The organism is Oceanobacillus caeni, assembly GCF_042678465.1.
Lineage (GTDB): Bacteria > Bacillota > Bacilli > Bacillales > Amphibacillaceae > Oceanobacillus > Oceanobacillus caeni.
In genome coordinates this window covers 65,242-84,111 of the sequence record NZ_JBHTKV010000005.1, presented here as the reverse complement: position 1 = coordinate 84,111, position 18,870 = coordinate 65,242, and the positions used below count along the sequence as shown (strand labels likewise).

The 18,870-nt window shown below is 37.8% G+C and carries 22 protein-coding genes and 1 riboswitch; of the genes, 17 read left to right on the top strand and 5 right to left on the bottom strand.

Annotation, left to right across the window (positions count from 1 at the left end):
* Window positions 1-233 precede the first annotated feature (233 nt).
* From ACFQ18_RS05755 to prmC, 4 genes are all read left to right on the top strand, one after another.
* Window positions 234-731: an RNA polymerase sigma factor gene (locus ACFQ18_RS05755; protein ID WP_060668184.1), complete on the top strand. Its 498-nt coding sequence runs from the start codon at window positions 234-236 to the stop codon at window positions 729-731.
* Window positions 721-1,404 (top strand): zf-HC2 domain-containing protein, encoded by a 684-nt coding sequence (locus ACFQ18_RS05750; protein WP_204797986.1) that lies wholly within the window; start codon window positions 721-723, stop codon window positions 1,402-1,404. The genes ACFQ18_RS05755 and ACFQ18_RS05750 overlap by 11 nt, the downstream gene beginning before the upstream one ends.
* A gap of 289 nt (window positions 1,405-1,693) precedes the next feature.
* Window positions 1,694-2,764 (top strand): peptide chain release factor 1, encoded by a 1,071-nt coding sequence (gene prfA / locus ACFQ18_RS05745; RefSeq protein ID WP_047186696.1) that lies wholly within the window; start codon window positions 1,694-1,696, stop codon window positions 2,762-2,764.
* A 1-nt stretch (window position 2,765) separates the two neighbouring features.
* On the top strand, window positions 2,766-3,608 hold the full coding sequence (gene prmC / locus ACFQ18_RS05740) for a peptide chain release factor N(5)-glutamine methyltransferase (RefSeq protein WP_204797987.1): 843 nt from the start codon (window positions 2,766-2,768) through the stop codon (window positions 3,606-3,608).
* 46 nt (window positions 3,609-3,654) lie between these two features.
* On the opposite strand, the gene thiE is transcribed toward prmC, so the two are convergent.
* From thiE to thiW, 5 genes are read right to left on the bottom strand one after another with little or no spacing between them, the layout of a single operon-like run.
* Window positions 3,655-4,278: a thiamine phosphate synthase gene (gene thiE, locus ACFQ18_RS05735; RefSeq protein ID WP_204797988.1), complete on the bottom strand. Its 624-nt coding sequence runs from the start codon at window positions 4,276-4,278 to the stop codon at window positions 3,655-3,657.
* A gap of 5 nt (window positions 4,279-4,283) precedes the next feature.
* Window positions 4,284-5,057: a hydroxyethylthiazole kinase gene (gene thiM / locus ACFQ18_RS05730; protein ID WP_204797989.1), complete on the bottom strand. Its 774-nt coding sequence runs from the start codon at window positions 5,055-5,057 to the stop codon at window positions 4,284-4,286.
* On the bottom strand, window positions 5,054-5,860 hold the full coding sequence (gene thiD / locus ACFQ18_RS05725) for a bifunctional hydroxymethylpyrimidine kinase/phosphomethylpyrimidine kinase (RefSeq protein WP_204797990.1): 807 nt from the start codon (window positions 5,858-5,860) through the stop codon (window positions 5,054-5,056). The genes thiM and thiD overlap by 4 nt, the downstream gene beginning before the upstream one ends.
* Complete coding sequence (gene tenA, locus ACFQ18_RS05720) at window positions 5,860-6,540, bottom strand: thiaminase II (protein ID WP_060668178.1); 681 nt, start codon at window positions 6,538-6,540, stop codon at window positions 5,860-5,862. Before tenA ends, thiD begins: the two co-directional genes overlap by 1 nt.
* A gap of 37 nt (window positions 6,541-6,577) precedes the next feature.
* Complete coding sequence (gene thiW / locus ACFQ18_RS05715) at window positions 6,578-7,063, bottom strand: energy coupling factor transporter S component ThiW (RefSeq protein WP_204797991.1); 486 nt, start codon at window positions 7,061-7,063, stop codon at window positions 6,578-6,580.
* 119 nt (window positions 7,064-7,182) lie between these two features.
* Window positions 7,183-7,297, bottom strand: a riboswitch (TPP riboswitch).
* Window positions 7,298-7,456: 159 nt separating this feature from the next.
* Between thiW and spoIIR the strand changes: the two genes are divergently transcribed.
* From spoIIR to ACFQ18_RS05650, 13 genes are all read left to right on the top strand, one after another.
* Window positions 7,457-8,071 carry a stage II sporulation protein R gene (spoIIR, locus tag ACFQ18_RS05710; protein ID WP_047186703.1) on the top strand — a complete coding sequence of 205 codons (615 nt, stop codon included), beginning with the start codon at window positions 7,457-7,459 and terminating at the stop codon, window positions 8,069-8,071.
* 75 nt (window positions 8,072-8,146) lie between these two features.
* Window positions 8,147-8,551, top strand: coding sequence for a hypothetical protein (locus ACFQ18_RS05705; protein ID WP_145523402.1), 405 nt, complete (start codon window positions 8,147-8,149; stop codon window positions 8,549-8,551).
* 280 nt (window positions 8,552-8,831) lie between these two features.
* Window positions 8,832-9,863 carry an L-threonylcarbamoyladenylate synthase gene (locus ACFQ18_RS05700; protein ID WP_204797992.1) on the top strand — a complete coding sequence of 344 codons (1,032 nt, stop codon included), beginning with the start codon at window positions 8,832-8,834 and terminating at the stop codon, window positions 9,861-9,863.
* An 87-nt stretch (window positions 9,864-9,950) separates the two neighbouring features.
* The gene (locus ACFQ18_RS05695) at window positions 9,951-10,505 is read left to right on the top strand and encodes a manganese efflux pump MntP (protein ID WP_204797993.1); all 555 of its coding nucleotides are present in this window, start codon (window positions 9,951-9,953) and stop codon (window positions 10,503-10,505) included.
* 259 nt (window positions 10,506-10,764) lie between these two features.
* Window positions 10,765-11,367, top strand: coding sequence for a low molecular weight protein arginine phosphatase (locus tag ACFQ18_RS05690; protein WP_047186708.1), 603 nt, complete (start codon window positions 10,765-10,767; stop codon window positions 11,365-11,367).
* 15 nt (window positions 11,368-11,382) lie between these two features.
* The gene (locus ACFQ18_RS05685; RefSeq protein ID WP_379565925.1) at window positions 11,383-11,820 is read left to right on the top strand and encodes a HAMP domain-containing protein; all 438 of its coding nucleotides are present in this window, start codon (window positions 11,383-11,385) and stop codon (window positions 11,818-11,820) included.
* 102 nt (window positions 11,821-11,922) lie between these two features.
* Complete coding sequence (locus ACFQ18_RS05680; protein ID WP_379565923.1) at window positions 11,923-12,696, top strand: methyl-accepting chemotaxis protein; 774 nt, start codon at window positions 11,923-11,925, stop codon at window positions 12,694-12,696.
* A 91-nt stretch (window positions 12,697-12,787) separates the two neighbouring features.
* Entirely contained in the window at window positions 12,788-13,339 is a 552-nt protein-coding gene (locus tag ACFQ18_RS05675; protein ID WP_204798024.1) for a TIGR01440 family protein, read from the top strand.
* Window positions 13,340-13,511: 172 nt separating this feature from the next.
* Window positions 13,512-14,750: a serine hydroxymethyltransferase gene (locus ACFQ18_RS05670; RefSeq protein ID WP_060668173.1), complete on the top strand. Its 1,239-nt coding sequence runs from the start codon at window positions 13,512-13,514 to the stop codon at window positions 14,748-14,750.
* A 291-nt stretch (window positions 14,751-15,041) separates the two neighbouring features.
* Window positions 15,042-15,671 carry a uracil phosphoribosyltransferase gene (gene upp / locus ACFQ18_RS05665; protein WP_047186711.1) on the top strand — a complete coding sequence of 210 codons (630 nt, stop codon included), beginning with the start codon at window positions 15,042-15,044 and terminating at the stop codon, window positions 15,669-15,671.
* A gap of 140 nt (window positions 15,672-15,811) precedes the next feature.
* Window positions 15,812-16,087: a type II toxin-antitoxin system Phd/YefM family antitoxin gene (locus ACFQ18_RS05660; protein ID WP_047186712.1), complete on the top strand. Its 276-nt coding sequence runs from the start codon at window positions 15,812-15,814 to the stop codon at window positions 16,085-16,087.
* Window positions 16,068-16,379 (top strand): type II toxin-antitoxin system RelE/ParE family toxin, encoded by a 312-nt coding sequence (locus ACFQ18_RS05655; RefSeq protein ID WP_047186713.1) that lies wholly within the window; start codon window positions 16,068-16,070, stop codon window positions 16,377-16,379. Before ACFQ18_RS05660 ends, ACFQ18_RS05655 begins: the two co-directional genes overlap by 20 nt.
* 90 nt (window positions 16,380-16,469) lie before the next feature.
* Window positions 16,470-18,683, top strand: a complete 2,214-nt coding sequence (locus ACFQ18_RS05650; protein WP_204797994.1) for a S8 family serine peptidase — start codon at window positions 16,470-16,472, stop codon at window positions 18,681-18,683.
* Window positions 18,684-18,870 lie beyond the last annotated feature (187 nt).

Here is an 18,870-nt window from a genome sequence, read left to right as displayed (position 1 = left end):
GTATGAAAAAGGACTGGATGAATCGAATATGGTAGTTTAAGCTTAAGGAAAAGAGGGCGGATAATAGCCCTCTTTTTTGGTTTGTGTAGGGAGATAGAGCTCCTTGTTTCAAAGCGTGGCAGAAAAATTTTGTAACGAATTAACACATTTTGGGATATATAGCTGATTAGACTTTTTTAGAAGCTTGTTGGTAATCAACTGATAATTATCCTACATACGAAAGGAGGTAACTTGTGGATAAAGACAATATATATCAGGATTATGCGGACTTTATTTTTAGATATTTATTAACCCTGACAAATGATGAACATGCTGCCGAGGAATTAACGCAAGAGACGTTTTATCAAGCAATTAAGTCCATTGATAACTTTCATGATAATGGAAAGGCGAAATTTTCCACGTGGTTATGTGCCATCGCAAAAAATGTTTGGCTGCAAGAAGTTAATCGTACAAAGAAAAAGCACCAGCTTGTGAACTCACTGAGCGATGAAAGTACTTTATTTTATAATCTTGAAGAAGAATATTTTAGAAATGAAGACAAAATTAACTTTTTTAAAAAGGCACACCAGCTTAGTGAAACAAAACGTGAAATACTTTATCTCAGGTTATTAGGTGATTTATCTTTTAAGGAAATTGGCTCCATTTTCGGAGAAACAGAAAACTGGGCACGAGTAACATTTTATCGTGCCAAACAACAAATACGAAAGGATGATACGAGTTATGAACCATGACGTTTTTAAAGATTTAGTACCGAGCTATATGGAGAACCTAACGAGTGAAGAGACCAATAGACAAATGCAAAAACATATGGAGCAATGTGACGATTGTCGCGAGTATGTAAAGGGAATGCAGGAAGACTTTCTGATAGAACGTACCAATGAACAAAAAGATCAGAAGAGGAATATCGATTATTTTAAAAAGATACGATCCAAAAATAGGAAAAAGATCTTCACCGTTGCTGGATCACTACTAGGGCTTTTTCTTATTATATCTATTGGTTATTACTTTCTGTTTGTCCACATGTGGATAGCGGATGAAAATAATGTGCAAACAACTGTTCAAAAACAAAATAATATAGCTACGCTGAACTTTAAGTCAAAAAAGGACAACCGTTATCTTTTAGCTATGGAACAACAAGAGAATCAGGATTATACCGACTTGATTATTATTTATGAAAACTGGAATATCTTTGCGGATAAAAACTGGAATATCCACTCTGAGTTGGCCATTGCCCAACAAGGCGGAACTGACATTACGTATACTTTCTTAGATGAAAACACATTATTACTGCCAAATGGTAAGGAAAAGAAACTAACAGACGAAGACAAAATAACCATTCAATATAAAGACAGTACGGAAGAAATACGATTAAAGGATTTGTACCGTGCAGGAAATAATCATTAAATAATGAAGGTTAGGCTATTACGGAAGACTCATTCGGTCACTCATCCCATCCATGAGTGCCCTTTACCTTAGGATTTTTCCCGCTTCAGGCACTCATCCCTCTCCATTGTACATTCTTATATAGTCGAAAGTGTACATGCTTATCTTGACTTCAGGAAAAACGAAGGAACGCAATCGTGGGACAGGCTATCACAGCTGAACCAAACGCTCAATCACTTTCCAAAATACTTTGACCCCAACCCACTGTGTATAATATAATATTACTGGTAATCAGAAAGAGGTGTACGTGATGATTGATCGTTTACAGACATTAGAAGATCGTTATAATAAGTTAAATGAACTTCTTAGCGATCCAGAAATCGTGAATGATACAAAGAAGCTTCGTGAATATTCGAAAGAACAGTCGGATTTGTCGGATGTTGTTCAAGCATACCGTGAGTATAAAGATATTGATAAACAATTAAAAGATGCAAAAGAAATGCTAGAAGAAGACTTGGATGATGAGATGTATGAAATGACAAAGGAAGAAATCCAAGAGCTTTCTACTGCAAAAGAAGAGTTAGAAGAAAAAATGAAAATCTTACTTCTACCTAAAGACCCGAATGACGACAAGAACGTATTCATAGAAATTCGTGGTGCTGCAGGTGGGGATGAAGCTGCATTATTTGCTGGTGATCTTTATCGTATGTATTCTCGCTATGCGGAGAATCAAGGTTGGAAGATAGAGGTAATGGAGGCGCACACAACAGGTGTTGGTGGATATAAAGAAATTATCTTTATGGTTAACGGGAATGGTGCATACTCCAAATTGAAATTCGAAAATGGTGCACACCGTGTTCAGCGTGTTCCTGAAACAGAATCCGGTGGTAGAATTCATACTTCAACAGCAACAGTTGCGGTGTTACCGGAGGCTGAAGAGGTAGAGGTGGAAGTGCATGATAAAGATATTCGTGTGGATACCTTTGCATCTAGTGGTCCCGGTGGGCAAAGTGTTAACACCACAATGTCAGCCGTTCGTTTAACACATATTCCAACAGGTATTGTTGTTTCGATTCAGGATGAAAAATCCCAAATCAAGAACAAAGAAAAAGCAATGAAGGTGTTACGTGCGAGAATCTATGATAAGTTCCAGCAAGAAGCCCAAGCTGAATATGATGAAACGAGAAAATCAGCAGTTGGTACGGGGGACCGTTCAGAACGCATTCGTACGTATAATTTCCCGCAAAACCGTGTAACCGATCACCGAATCGGATTAACGATTCAAAAATTGGACCAAATTTTAGAAGGAAAATTAGACGAATTTGTGGATGCCTTGCAAGTAGAAGAACAGGCGAAAAAGTTAGAGCAAATTGGTGAATAAGATGAGTGAAAAATTATACGAAGTCCAAAATTGGGCTTCTCTTTTTTTAGAAAACCATAATCGAGAACCAAGGGTTGCGGAAATATTAATTCAACATCATTTAAATATATCAAGAAGTCAATATTTCATGATGATGCAGGATGAAATTCCAGAAGAAAAAATAAAACGAATAAAAGTGGATATCCAAAGGCATGCAGAAACTGGAATTCCGGTCCAACATATAATCGGATATGAGTGGTTTTATGGACGGAAATTTGCAGTGAATGAACATGTGCTGATTCCAAGACCGGAAACCGAAGAGCTTGTCGAGCATGTTATTAATCAAGTGAAAAACGAACCTTTAACGATTGCTGATATTGGAACGGGTAGTGGCATTATTGCAACTACTTTAAAATCAGAATTGCCACAAACAACTGTTTATGCATCGGATATTTCAGAGAAAGCTTTGGAAGTAGCGAAAAGAAATGCAGAAACATTACATGCGGAAGTGAATTTTTTAAAAGGGGATTTTCTACAGCCATTTGTGGAAGGGAACATCCATATTGACGTACTTGTATCAAACCCACCTTATATAGCGAAGTCGGAAGAAAAACTATTAGCGGATACGGTAAAAAACTTTGACCCATCCCTAGCATTATTTGCTGAAGAGGAAGGACTTGCAGCTTATCGAACCATCATTGAACAAGCTAGGCAAATTCCTAATCTGAAAAGGATGGTTTTTGAGATAGGGCATGCACAGAGTACTGCTGTACATCAATTAATTCAAACAAACTTTCCTGAAAGTAAGATACAAACCATACAAGACATCAACGGAAAAGATCGTATCGTATCTGCGTGCCTATAAATGAAAAAAGGGGTGGCAAACCAAGTTAGGTTTGCCACCCTCTACATTATAATAATTTAACTGCCCGTTCTATATTTTCTGCTCTTGTAATCGCGGTAATAATGGACACACCGTCAGCCCCTGCCTCCATGACAGAAGCGGCGTTTTCTGTAGTAATTCCACCAATTCCGACGATTGGAAGACTTGGAAACTCTCTTCTTAATGTGGAAATCCACTTCAACCCAACAGCGGCTTTAGCGTCTGTTTTGGTTGATGTGTGAAAAATAGGCCCCGCGCCTATGTAGTCTACATAAGCAAGCGGACTGTTTTCAAGTTCATTTGCGTTAGAGACAGAAAGGCCAATCCATTTATTAGGAAAAACCCTTCTTAAATCCTGAGCAGATTGATCATCTTGTCCAACATGAATCCCATCCGCATCCAACAAGTCTACAAGCTCTACATCGTCATTGACGATAAACGGAATGCCTGCTTTATGGCAAACAGCTCGTAACTGTTTACCTAACTCAATTTTAGCTTCGCCTTTTAGAGAACCTTCTCCTTTCTCACGAAATTGAAAGGCGGTAATCCCAGCTTCAACTGCAGCTTCTAGTATTTCAACCGGATTTCTCGTGCAATTCTGACTGCCCATGATAAAATATTTCCGTAAACTTTTCTTGATGGAATCTGGCATTTTATTTATGCTCTCCTTTCTAGGTCTTCCGGTTCTAATGAAAGAGCATCGATAAAATTTGGTAAGAAGGTTCCAGGACCATGAACATCCGGACGAGAAGCAGCGTATTCCGCTGCTAATCCATAAAATTGTACGGCTGTTAATGCTTGTTCTAGAGTCGGATGATTTGTTGTTAGACAAGCTGTGATGATGGAACCGAGTAAACAACCAGCACCTGTTACTTTCGTTAAAAATGCATGCCCTGTTTCATTTTGAATGATTTGATTCCCATTACAGATGGTATCAATCTTTCCTGTAACAATAGCGGCTGTGCGATACATCTCAGCAACCTTTTGCGCAATCTCCTCCGTATTTCCATCACCGATTGATTCAACCCCTTTTGATTGCCAAGGAATGTGAGCAAGATTGGCAAGTTCTCCCGCATTTCCTTTAATCACCGTTGGCTGTACTTCGGCTAAGATTTGCTTCACAATGTCTGTTCGAAAGGCTGTTGCGGCAACACCAACTGGATCAAGCACGACTGGGATTCCTTTTTCATTCGCAGCTTTACCAGCGAGGATCATTGCTTTTACTTCCGCTTCTGTAATCGTTCCAATATTGATGAGAACCCCATCTGAAGCTTGAGCCATGTCATATGCTTCTACTTCGGATTTTGCCATGATAGGTGCTCCGCCAAATGCTAATAGGCCATTCGCAGTAAAATTCATGACAACTTGATTTGTCAAATGATGAATGAGTGGTGTTTTTTCTCGAATGTTTTGAATGATAACTGGATTCATTGCTTCACTTTCTCCTTCCTAATTGCCCAGTGATTCGTCGGTCCATGACCAGAACCTAAGGTAAAGGAGTCGGCAATTGCTGCTGTGACAAAATGTTTTCCAGCCTTTACCGCTTCATATAAATTTAATCCCTGACTTAAATAGGCAGTAATCGCAGCTGAATACGTACAACCCGTTCCGTGCGTATTCTTCGTGTCAATTCTCTCCGATGAAAATGTGTGAAGGCTTGAACCATCATAAAGAAAATCTGTTGCTTCTCCCTCCATATGCCCACCTTTGACTAAAGCGGCCCCGGCACCAAACCTCTCCACTAATACTACTGCAGCTTGCTTCATATCATCCGTTGAATCAATCTTTTCCCCTGTCAAAAATTCCGCTTCTGGAATATTCGGTGTCACAAGTGATGTGAAAGGTAAAAGGCGCTCGCGTAAAAAGTCACGAGCCTCCGCTTCAATTAAAGCATCTCCACTTGTTGCAACCATAACGGGATCCATTACATATGGGGCGCGGATTTGTGGGATTTTTTCCGCAATTACTTTCATCATATCTATGTTTGCAATCATTCCTGTCTTAAATGCAAGGATTGGTATATCCGAAATAACAGCATCTAGTTGTTGTTCAATCATTTCTAATGGTACGTGGTGAATTGCTTGTACTCCTGTTGTATTTTGGGCTACGACAGATGTGATGACAGACATGCCGTAGCTTTGTACTTCTTGGAATGTTTTTAAATCTGCCTGGATTCCAGCTCCACCACTAGGGTCTGTTCCAGCGATTGTGAGCGCTGTTGCAACTTTTTCCATTATTGTGTCACCGCCTTGTTACTAGGCCATTCCTCACATGTATAAGACATTTCCCAAAATGCTAATTCAAGTTGACAGCTTTTGCGAAAGGCATCCTTCATCCGTAACTTCTCTTCCGTGGAAGCATTAGCTGCAAAAGCGTCTAATCGTTTCCGCATTTGCTCTGTCTCGTGACCGGATTCTGCGTAAAAGTGAATCCATTTATAGAAAGGGTGGTCCTTCGTTGGCTGATATTTTTTTATTAATTCCTGTCCAATTTCCAAATACGTCCAAGGACAAGGCAATAATGCACTTAAGGTTTCACCTAAACTCCCCATATTAGCATGGTAGAGCATATGCTTAATATAATGATCTCCTGATGGTGGGAGTGGGTGACCTTGGAGATCTTCAAAACGAACTCCTATATAATCTGAGAAGTTTAGATGTGGCTGGACTTCATCATACAGTGTAAACTGAATTTGCTCATGAAAATATGCCATATCCTCTCGGTTTGTAGATTTGGAGAGTGCGATACTATACACCTGTACAAATGCATTTAAAAATTCAAAATCAGCTTTAATATAATGTTCAACCGCTTGTTTAGGAAGTTCCCCTTTTCCTATCCCTTGAACAAAAGGGTGATTAAAAATAAGTTGATAAATATCGTCGTTTTCTTTTCTTAATTCGTCTGTGAAAGTCATTGAAAAAGCCTCCTTGCTTTTGTTAGTAGTTTCATAGTTAAATTCGTATTATATTTTTAATCTTCATTCGTGATACGATAAACACACCGATGATTGCTCCTGTTGTACTGCTTACAATAAATGGCGGTACAAACGCTAGAGCACCAACTGAATTTCCCATAAAGATATAGGCAAATGGCACAGCGAAGAGTGCGCCAATAACTCCGCTGCCGATACTTTCTCCAAGAGCGGCCAATGCATTTTTCCCCGACATTCTATAAAAGTAAGCTGCCAAAAATGCACCAATCATGCTTCCTGGAAAAGCTAATAATGTTCCAAGGCCGAGCAAATTACGAAGCAGACTAATCATAAAAGCGATAATCACTGCTGGCCCCGGTCCAAGTGTCACAGCTGCAACAATATTAATTGCATGCTGGACAGGATATGCTCTCGCAATACCTGCTGGAAACCAGACAAGCTGAGCTGTGAATGTTCCCATTGCGATAAGCACAGCCATTGTAGTTAATAAACGTGTTCGATTCATCCCATACCTCCCTAGATTACTAGAGGTAGTAAAAGCGTATATCCATTTTTACCCACCAAAAAAGCCAGATTCTTATTGAACCTGGCTTGATAAGCTGAAATAGGTGGACAGATTGAAATGGAAACGTCCGACTACTTCCCTCCGCTGGTATTATCCAGATCAGGTTCATAAGAGTCAGGAAGTGTATTCGCTTCCCTCTCAGCCCACACCTTTTGGGCACCCCTAGTAGTAAATCTTTATATTAAATGAAGCACTTACAAACTAACCATAACAAAGAAAGTTGCTATTGTCACTTGATTAGATCAAAGATTAAAAATAAATAGTAGATTACTAGTTTAAAATACTTCCCTCCTGTCCATAATAGAATTAAGAGAACAGGGGAGGAAAATAAAGATGAAAAAATTATTATTTACCGCATTTATATTTATTATATTATTTTTTACTTTTCCAAACACAGGTACTAGTCAAGGGAAAGGAATAGATCAGGAGTATCAAGTGATTCCAGATGAAGCGATTCGTCTTCGTATTTTAGCAAATAGTGATGACGATAAGGATCAAGAATTAAAACGTAAAGTTAGGGATGAAGTAAACAAAGAAGTATCTAGCTGGGTTGAATATATGACAGATATTGAAGAAGCACGTCAATTAATTCAAAATAGATTGCCGGAAGTGGAAGAAATTGTAGCCAACGTAATAGAAGAAGAAGGATTTGAAAATGAATTCACGGTTGAATATGGCAAAAATGTAGAATTCCCAACAAAACTCTATGATTCTTACTTATATCCTGCGGGAAAATATGAAGCAATTTTAATTACCATTGGAGAAGGGAAAGGGGATAACTGGTGGTGCGTATTATTTCCACCGCTATGCTTCCTAGACTTCTCATTTGGAACGAGTGTGTCTGCAGCGGATGCAGAAGAGGCAGAAGAATTGGAATTAGAAGAAGAGCAGGAAGAAGAAGAAAAGGAAGTAAAATTTTTCTTATTTGAATGGTTAGGATGGTCATAGTTCCTCTATTTCGTGCATAGGATGATAGAAACAGAAAGAATCAATCTATTACATTTAATAGAAGGGGTGACGAACATGCATATTATACCGGCAAATGAAGTTTCAGATGTGATGTTAGAGGACTTTTTTAAGCGGAATGAAAATCTAGATAGGAATAGTTTAGTGGAAAAGGGATTCGTGGTAAAAATTAATTCCAAAATTGAAGGTTGTTTTATTTTAGATGAAATGGATGAAAAAGATGCTTATTGGTTAAAACAATTATATATTACAAGAACCGAAGCAAATAAATTACCAGTATTACTGGAATCTATTTTAACAATCGCAAAGTCTTTGAAAGCAAAAAGTGTTTATGTACACAGTCATCAACCAGTTGTGGATATATTATTGGAAGCGCTGCAATTCCATCCACAAAAAGATGCGAGTTTTGTGGACAAATATCCACTTAAAAAAGGAAGTTGGTGGACATATAACGTTTCTTAATAATGAAGATGGGGTTGTCCACTGATGGAAGTCAACTTTATAGGAAGAACGGACCGAATTGTATGGAAAATTTTAAAAACATATGCACACAATCCACAAGCTCTTGTGCATAACTTGTTAGAAAACTGTTGGCAATTCGACATATATGTGTATAAAACGACAAATGTAAGTGAAAAGAGTTTAAATGATGGGAAAGCCCTTGTGGATAATTTCTTCATGCTTTATTATTTTCCCTCATTCCTCTAAAATATAGAAATAGAGAAAAGAGGGAACTAGTGATATGGAAACAAAACGATGGAATGTAACGATAAACGAGTCAATGGATAAGGATGCAATAGAGGAGGCTGCGGCGCTACTAAGATCGGGTGAAACAGTGGCTTTCCCTACTGAAACCGTATATGGTCTTGGTGCGGATGCGACGAACGAAAATGCGGTAGCAAAGATTTTTACAGCGAAAGGCCGTCCACAGGATAATCCACTAATTGCACATGTTGCGACAAAGGAACAATTAAAAAGACTTGTGGATAATATTCCACCATATGCTGAAAAGTTAATGGATCTTTTTTCACCAGGTCCAATAACATATATTTTACCAACAAATGGGACATGTGCGGAAAATGTCACGGCAGGATTATCCACAGTAGGAGTTCGAATTCCGGATCACCCTGTTGCTAGGGAGTTATTGAAAACATGTGATATCCCAATTGCAGCACCTAGTGCCAATGTTTCGGGAAAACCTAGTCCGACATTAGCGGATCACGTATGGGAAGATTTGCAAGGTAAAATATCCGGATTATTAGATGGCGGTGCGACTGGTGTAGGGGTAGAATCTACTGTCCTCGACTGTACACAAGTTATCCCCATTATCCTTAGACCAGGTGGAGTGACGAAAGAGCAATTAGAAGAAGTAGTCGGAACGGTAATAGTGGACCCATCCCTTGCGAATAAAAACGAAAAGCCAAAAGCACCGGGAATGAAGTATCGCCACTATTCCCCAGAAGTACCTATGTGGTTAGTCAAAGGATCTGTGGAAAAAATTCAACAGTTAATTAATGATGAGCGTGAAAAAGGGAAAAAAATAGGAGTGCTCGCTAGTTCACAAACATCTGCAAAACTTGAAGTTGAAGATAGCTATCCACTTGGGGATAACATCCATGAAATTGCTACTCATCTATATGATGGATTACGTAAATATAAACAGGGTGATGTTGACCTTATCATTTGTGAAGCTTTTTCCGATTCAGGGGTTGGTCAGGCGGTCATGAATCGATTACAAAAGGCAGCAACAGAATATATAGTAGAAGGAATTTGATAAGAGAATATAACTTCATATACCATCCACTCATATTCCCCCTAGGACATGCATATAGTTTACAAGCATGCTCTAGGGGGTTAATTTATGACTGGATCCTACATAGAAGAAATAATTTCCTTTCTTTTTATGGCATTTGCTTTAGGAATGGATGCTTTCTCGGTAAGTCTTGGATTGGGAATGCAAAAGTTGCGACTAAAACGAATTGCTTTAGTCGGACTAGCAATTGGAGTATTCCACATCATGATGCCATTAATCGGAATTATTTTAGGAAAATTTATATCTGGTGCGATTGGAAACTTTGCAGTACTAGCTGGGGGTGTGTTGTTACTAGGAATTGGGATTCAGATGATCATTAATGCCTTTATTCATGACTCTAAGCAAATGTTAGACCCTAAAGGATTTGGGTTATTAGCAATTGCTTTTACCGTGAGCTTGGATAGTTTTTCAGTTGGTTTAGGTTTAGGAATGTACGGTGCCAAAACTGCGATTGTTATCATCACTTTTGGTGTTATAAGTATGTTACTTACCTGGATTGGGCTCCTTTTAGGACGAAAAGTGCACGGATTTTTGGGAATATATAGTGAAATACTTGGTGGAAGTATTTTATGTGGGTTTGGTTTGAATTTATTAATAGGTTAAGGATTCTTGTTAAGGCAAGGGTCCTTTTCTCTTTAGAGGGTGTTCAAAAGGTCTCGTAAAAATGACATTCGATGTTTTTTCAATAGGAAATAATGGAAAATCTATTACTATCGCCCGTGTCCGAGCTCGGTTCTTTTTATCCTTTTTTTGAAAGCGCCTTTAGTTAGGTTTTTGACAAAAATTTGAACAATGTTGGATTAGAATGTGATATATTTGAATTATGAGATTGTGAAAAGGAGAACAAAATGGAGGTACCATTATGAAAATTTTATTTGTATGTACGGGAAATACATGTCGTAGTCCGATGGCAGAAGCCCTATTAAAAAATAAACTGCCAGAAGTCGAGGTGCAATCAGCAGGCATCTTTGCGGGTTATAATCAGCGAGCAAATGATAAGACAGTTCAAGTATTAAAAGAACATAATATTGATATAGATCATAAGTCTCAACCAGTGACAATACCATTGTTAACATGGGCGGATGTTGTGTTAACAATGACCTCACAGCATAAACAATCTTTGATTATGGATTTTCCAAATCAACAAGAAAAGTATTATACGCTAAAGGAATTTGTACTTGATTCCGATAAAAGAGTGTGGGATGAATTGAAAAAGGCGTATGCGGTCTTAGAAGAGAAACGTTTGCAAATCAAACAGCAAAATAGCAAACTACCAGAGTATGAATTAGAAATTTTAACGGATCAACTATTACAAGAAGATATTGCAACGATTCGCAGCTTGGAAGCTAGCTTAATTAATTACGATATATCGGATCCGTTCGGTGGAAGTTTGACCATTTACCAAAATACTTTAAAGGAACTAGATCAATATATTGACCTACTAATTCAGAAGATAAAACAATAATCGGGGGAGCAACTTATGAGGAGAAAGTATCGCTTTAGTTTACGCTTGAAATTGGTTTTATTCATTACGATATTAGCTATGATTACGTATGGAACAAGTGCCTTTTTCATTTATATTTTATATGACTATGTACGAATGTATATACAGATACCGTTGCATTGGTATACCATTCTCACCTTATTTGGTGGAGTATTTTGGTCTGGTCTTTTAGCCTTTTTTGCAGCCTTTCTTATTACAAAACCATTGGAAAAGTTGTCAGAAATCGCCTCAGAGGCAGCGAACGGAAATTTAAATCAGGAAGTTCCCATTCCAAGCTCAGATGATGAAATCAGGGATCTAAGTGTTTCTGTGAATACGATGCTTAAAAATCTAAACCAAATCGTTCTTGATATTAATAAAAACTTTCAATATACAAACGAAGCGGTATTACTAATGAAAGAGACCTCCAATTAATCCACTGAGCATTCTCAAGCAATTAGTACGGCTATAGATGAGATTTCTAGTGGAGCGGAGCAATCAGCTGGGGCGATTCAAAGTACGGCAGAGTCTGTGGAAATGGCTACGGATTTGGCTGCGAAGGTTCAAGATAAAGCTAAACAATCTAAAGAAAAATCAATTACAATGCTACAAACATTAAAGGAAAGTAAACTTGTTTTTCACCAATTAGTAGATGGGATTAATCTACTGGCAACTGAACAAGTTGCTTCATTAAAAGATGTTGAACATTTGCAGCGAAATGCAAAACAAGTAGAATCTATTGTTTCTATGGTTGGAGAAATCGCTGGGCAGACAAATCTGCTTGCACTAAATGCATCGATTGAAGCGGCTAGGGCTGGCGAGCATGGTCGGGGCTTTTCAGTTGTTGCAGAGGAAATTCGCAAGTTAGCAGACGAAAGTGCGAAGGCGGTAGAAAACATTTCTAGCTTAATTTCTTCTATTCAACGTGATGTTCAACTTGTTGTAAATAAGATCAATGGGAATGTTGAAGTTGCGAAGAAAGAATCAAATAATGGTAAAAAGACCAATGAAGCGATTAGTCAAATGGAAGAATCTGTTAATGACGTTGCGGAGGAAATTGGTAACATATCGGGATTAGTAGATAATCAATTACAGCTAATCCAAAATACAGTTAGACAATCACAAGAAGTTGCGGCGATTGCCGAAGAAACTTCAGCAGGAGCAGAAGAAGTTAATGCTGCCGTACAAGAACAATCTGCTATAATAGATAAAGTAGAACAATTGTCTTATAATATAGAAGTGCATGCGCAACAATTAAATCAACAAATACATCAATTTCAAGTGAAAGAGGATGTTCAAAAAGTCCGATAAAAATGAGGCTGTTTCAAGGCTAGACCTTGGGACAGCCTCATTATAAAATGAATTTTAAAATAGTGGAGAGGTGAACGATGTGGGGAATGACATTCAAAACATTCAACAAAATATAAGTGAAGTTGTTCAGGAATGGGTAGAGAGTGGACATCTTCATGATGGAGATATCTTTGTCATTGGTTGTTCAACGAGTGAAGTTGCTGGGAAACATATAGGAACTTCTGGTAGTGAGGAAATAGCAAGTGCTATTTTTACAGGAATGAAGGAGTTGAAGGAAAAAACCGGAGTTTCGTTGGCCTTTCAATGTTGTGAGCATTTAAATCGTGCCCTTGTGGTAGAACGGAAAACATTACAAGCCTATAATTTGGAAGAAGTTGCTGTTGTCCCAGTACCAAAAGCAGGTGGCTCTATGGCTGCATTTGCCTTTAAATATATGGATGATCCTGTCGTTGTCGAACAAATTACAGCAAATACGGGAATCGATATTGGGGAAACGATGATTGGCATGCATCTGAAACATGTTGCGGTTCCATTACGTTTAAAACAACGCTTTATTGGTGAAGCGAGGGTTACGGCAGCATATTCAAGACCAAAATTAATTGGTGGAATCCGGGCAAATTATGAGAATACAAGAGTAAAATAAAAAGGAAATACTGTTTTTTCGTGGTTAATGTGCGGATTTTTATGAAATGGATGAATCGCCGTTGTCTATATTATAAAATTACTATTTAAAAATCGAACAATACACGTTACAATAGAAACATAATTTTTAAAAAAGTGAATGATGGAAAAAATCTCACTAGGAGGCTAAAGAAATGGACCAGGTAATCAAGCACGATCCGGAATTATATCAAGCGATTAAAGATGAAGGGCAACGTCAAAAAGATAAAATTGAACTAATTGCATCAGAAAACTTTGTATCGGAAGCTGTAATGGAAGCGATGGGTACAGTTTTAACGAATAAATACGCGGAAGGTTACCCAGGAAAAAGATATTATGGTGGTTGTGAATTCGTAGACGTTGCAGAAGACATCGCACGTGACAGAGCCAAAAAATTATTCGGTGCTGAACATGCTAACGTGCAACCACATTCAGGTTCGCAAGCAAATATGGGTGTATACTTCGCTGTTTTGGAACCAGGTGATACAGTTCTAGGTATGAATTTAAACCATGGTGGTCACTTAACACATGGAAGCCCTGTTAATTTTAGTGGAAAACTTTACAATTTTGAGGAATACGGTGTAGACAAAGAAACAGAACAAATTGATTACGATGCGCTTTTAGAAAAAGCAAAAGAAGTGAAACCGAAATTAATCATTGCTGGTGCAAGTGCATATTCTCGTATCATTGATTTTAAAAAGTTCCGTGAAATTGCAGATGAAGTTGGAGCATATTTAATGGTGGATATGGCACACATTGCTGGATTAGTTGCAGCAGATCTTCATCCCAACCCAGTACCATATGCTGATTTCGTAACGACAACAACTCATAAAACATTACGCGGACCACGTGGTGGTATGATTTTATGTAAAGAAAAATATGCAAAAATGATTGATAAATCCATTTTCCCTGGTATTCAAGGTGGACCATTAATGCATATCATAGCGGCGAAAGCGGTATGCTTTAAAGAGGCTTTATCAGATGAATTCAAGGAATATGCTGGACAAATAATTAAAAATGCTAAAGCGTTCAGTGATGCATTTATCGAAGAAGGATTACGTATTGTTTCAGGTGGAACCGACAACCATTTATTATTAGTTGATGTGACTCCACTTGGGCTTACAGGAAAAGAAGCGGAACACATTCTTGATGAAATTGGAATTACAACAAATAAAAACACGATCCCATTTGACACAAACAGTCCGTTCGTAACTAGTGGTGTTCGTATGGGTACTGCTGCAGTTACTTCTCGTGGATTCGGCGAAGAAGAAATGAAAGAAGTAGCAGCTATTATTGCGAAAACATTGAAAAATCACGAAGATGAAGCTGTATTAAATGAAGCGAGACAACGTGTGAATGCTATAACAGCTAATTTCCCATTGTACGAAAAATAATTGATTTGAAAGATGTTCCTTAACATGTTGGGGAGCATCTTTTTTGGTTATATACTTATGGGATGCCGGTGTGTAGTGAAATTACTGATATCGAGTGCGGGAACCGCTGATAAGAGTAGTGTGATTGCTGATATTTAAAGTATGAATACCAATTCAAGCTAGCGAACCTAATTAACCTTAGAAAAAATACTGAAAAAATACTCTTTTCGACATTATTCCGCAAAGCTTGAATCCCTATCATTTTTTAAGTACAATTTGATAGAATGAAAATTGAAGGAGTGAACGGAAAGTATGGGCAATGTATTCGTTTTGGATCATCCATTAATTCAACATAAATTAACGTATATTCGAAATAAAAACACTGGTACAAAGGAATTTAGAGAGCTTGTTGATGAAGTTGCAATGTTAATGGCTTTTGAAATTACAAGAGACCTACCATTAGAAGAAGTAGATGTAGACACACCAGTTATGAATGCAAAAGCGAAGATACTAGCTGGGAAAAAGATTGGACTTGTCCCCATTTTACGTGCAGGATTAGGAATGGTTGATGGAATGCGTAAACTAATCCCAGCGGCAAAAGTAGGACATGTTGGACTGTATCGCGACCCAGAAACATTGCAACCTGTAGAGTATTACATTAAATTGCCTTCTGATATTGAAGAACGTGAACTAATTGTAATTGATCCAATGCTTGCCACAGGTGGTTCAGCAAACGATGCTATCCACTCATTGAAAAAACGCGGAGCAAAAAATATTCGTCTTATGTGCATAGTAGCAGCCCCTGAAGGTGTAGAAGTGATTAAGAAAGAGCATCCGGATGTAGATATTTACTTAGCAGCATTAGATGAAGGACTTGATGATCACGGTTATATCGTGCCAGGACTTGGTGACGCAGGAGATAGGTTGTTCGGAACAAAATAAAAAACATGAAAAAAGCTGTTATGTAAGTAGCAGCTTTTTCTGTAGCCGATATATTCAGACTGTTTAGTAAACATTGCAATATAGTGTATAGGGTTATATAATTAAAACAATACTAAACCAAAAAAGTTGGGGGTAATAAAATGCATATTAGATCTTCAGCTAATCTTAAAGAAAATTACAAACAAATTTCAGAATTAGCTCATCAAAAGGCTGAACCAATATACATTACAGACAATGGAGAAGAAGACCTTGTGTTAATGAGTGTAGACGCGTTTGAGAAAAGAAAAGCCATAATTGAATTAAAGGAAAAATTATTAATTGCGGAGGAACAACGTTTATCTGGAGAACCATCCATACCACTTCACATTGCCAAAAATAGAATAAAGGAAAAGATAGATGAAAAGTTACAAAGTTGAGCTATCGCTTGAGGCGAATAGAGATTTAGATGCTATATTTGATTATATTTTGCTTCATAACTCTCAGGCTGCGTATGAGATGTTAAATAAGATTTTTAGTTCGTTGGAGCAACTTTCTCACTTCCCTGAATTGGGTGCAGAGGTAAGGGGGCTTGAACTAAGTACTTACCAATTTAGAATGTTAGTTATAAAACCATATTTGGCATTCTATAGGATTTTTGATAATAAGGTATATGTATATCGTGTATTACATGCATCTCAAGATTATATTAGTATCTTCACCTCAAACTAAACAAACAAAATCCACTATAAACATCCACATTCACTGCATAATTCCCTATTACTTTACAGAAACTACCTGTAAAAAGGGGAACTCCATTTTATGTATCGTTTGATCTTCTTACTTTTACTTATAAGCTTATTTAATATTTTCCAACCCCAAGTATCACTGGCGGAAGAAGAAAAAAAGGTAGATTCAATTATTATAGAGGTTGAGGGAGACCCTGAAGAGCGGAAAGAATATATTGAGAAAAATTACCCCTTTATTGATGTCGTAGCAACATATGAATTGCTTTTTAATGGGGTGGCGTTACAAGGAAAACCACGAAACTTAGAGAAATTGGAATCACTCGAATTTATTAGGGCGATTCATACGGTTCAAACTTATGAGGCTTTACCTTATTTCAAAGCAAATCAAACTCTTAGGCAATCGTATGAGGGATTAAAAGAGAAAAAATCTGATGTCATTCCTTCTGACTTAAATGATACGGAATACACAGGAAAAGGAATTAAAGTTGGTGTTGTGGATACCGGTATTGATTACAACCACCCGGATCTTTCTAATAATTACAAAGCCGGATATGACTTAGTAGACCTTGATGAAGATCCAATGGAAACATTGAAAGAAGAGGGTATCCCGACTATTCATGGCTCTCATGTTGCAGGTATTATCGCAGCGGATGGTGATTTGAAAGGTGTTGCACCGGATGCGGAAATCTATTCATACCGTGCCCTAGGACCAGGGGGGGCTGGAACATCTGTACAAGTACTGGCTGCAATGGAGCAGGCTGTAAAAGATGATGTGGATGTATTGAATCTATCTTTGGGTAATTCGGTAAATGGGCCTGATTATCCAACGAGTGTAGCGGTGAACCGTGCCGTTGAACTTGGTGTACCTGTCGTTATTGCAAATGGAAATAGTGGGCCAAATCATTGGACCGTTGGAGCTCCTGCAACCGCATCAAAAGCATTCTCAGTTGGTGCTTCTACCAATCCGCAAAAAATACCTTATCTTGTGGAACCGAAGTCGAATCGGCCTTTTCTTATTCAAGTAATGATGGGGTCTGTTCCTTGGGACTTTGAAAGGTCCCACCAAATTGTAAAAGATACAGAAAAGGAAAATATGTACGGTAAAATTGCTTTATTACAACGAAGCGATATTCCTTTTTATGATTTGGCAAAGGAAGCGGAAGAAAAAGGAGCAGAGGCTGTTTTAATTGCAAATAATGAAGATGACATGATTAGTGGATCCATTGATACGGGGGAAGAACCAATCAAAATTCCAGTTGCGATGATTTCCAAAGAAGATGGGGAATGGCTAAATAAACTAGTGGCCAAGGATTCTGTTTACCTTGAAACAGCTTATCAACAGGTGGATACAACGATTGCTCCTTTCAGCTCTAGGGGGCCAGTAACAGTGAATTGGGATATTAAGCCAGATATATTAGCACCGGGGACGAACATATTAAGTACTGTTCCAGGAGGATATCAATCTTTACAAGGGACAAGTATGGCTGCGCCTCATGTTGCTGGAGTTATCGCATTAATAAAAGAAGCACATCCAAATTGGACTACCGAACAAATTTATGGAGCAATCGAAACGACTGCTATACCATTGCAGGATGAGGAAGGAAATCTTTTTGATCCAATCGTTCAAGGGATGGGCGAAATTCAACCGAGTGATGCAATTGAAACAGATGCCATTATTCATGGGGCGAAGCTATCCTTTGGCAAAATAGAAAAATATAATGAAACAAAAATGGTTCAAGTCAAAATAGAAAATAAAACTAATCAAGATCAAACCTATTATTTTGATATACCAAAGAAACAAAAAGGAATCACTTGGGAATTACCGCAAACATTTACAGTAAAGAAACAAGAAACGAAGACATTCCCCATAAAATTAACGATAACAAGTCCTCAAGTTGAGGAAGGTTTACAACAAGGATGGTTGCAATTAAATAGGAAGGATAGTGAACAGTCCTATCAATTACCGTATTTATTTATTAATCAAACTACGGATAATCCAAAGGCAATGGGATTTCAATTTGCTTTAAAACCTTTTTCGGAGGATTCTTATACGTATCAATTATACGTCACGGAACCTGCTAAAAAAGTGAAAGTAGATTTGTATGATCCACAGACACTACTCTTTGACCGAACGTTATTAACAACGGAAGAATTACAAACGGGGATGAATGAAGGGGAAATGAAGAAAAAAGAAATCGGAAATCCAGGAAATTACCTGGCAATTATAACGGTCTATTTAGAAGATGGAACGTATGAAAGTTATGAAACAATAATAATGATTGAATAAAAACAAAGGCGCAAGCGCCCGGTAAGGGACGTACGTTTCTTTCCTCCCTATTAAAAAAGACCAATCAAGAGGGTTAAAACACTCTTTTGATTGGTCTTTTTTTGTTGAGTTCTTTCGTTCACAAATTTGTCAATAATAGTTCAAAAAAGACTTGGATTTAGCGACATCTTGATGCGGATGTTGTGGT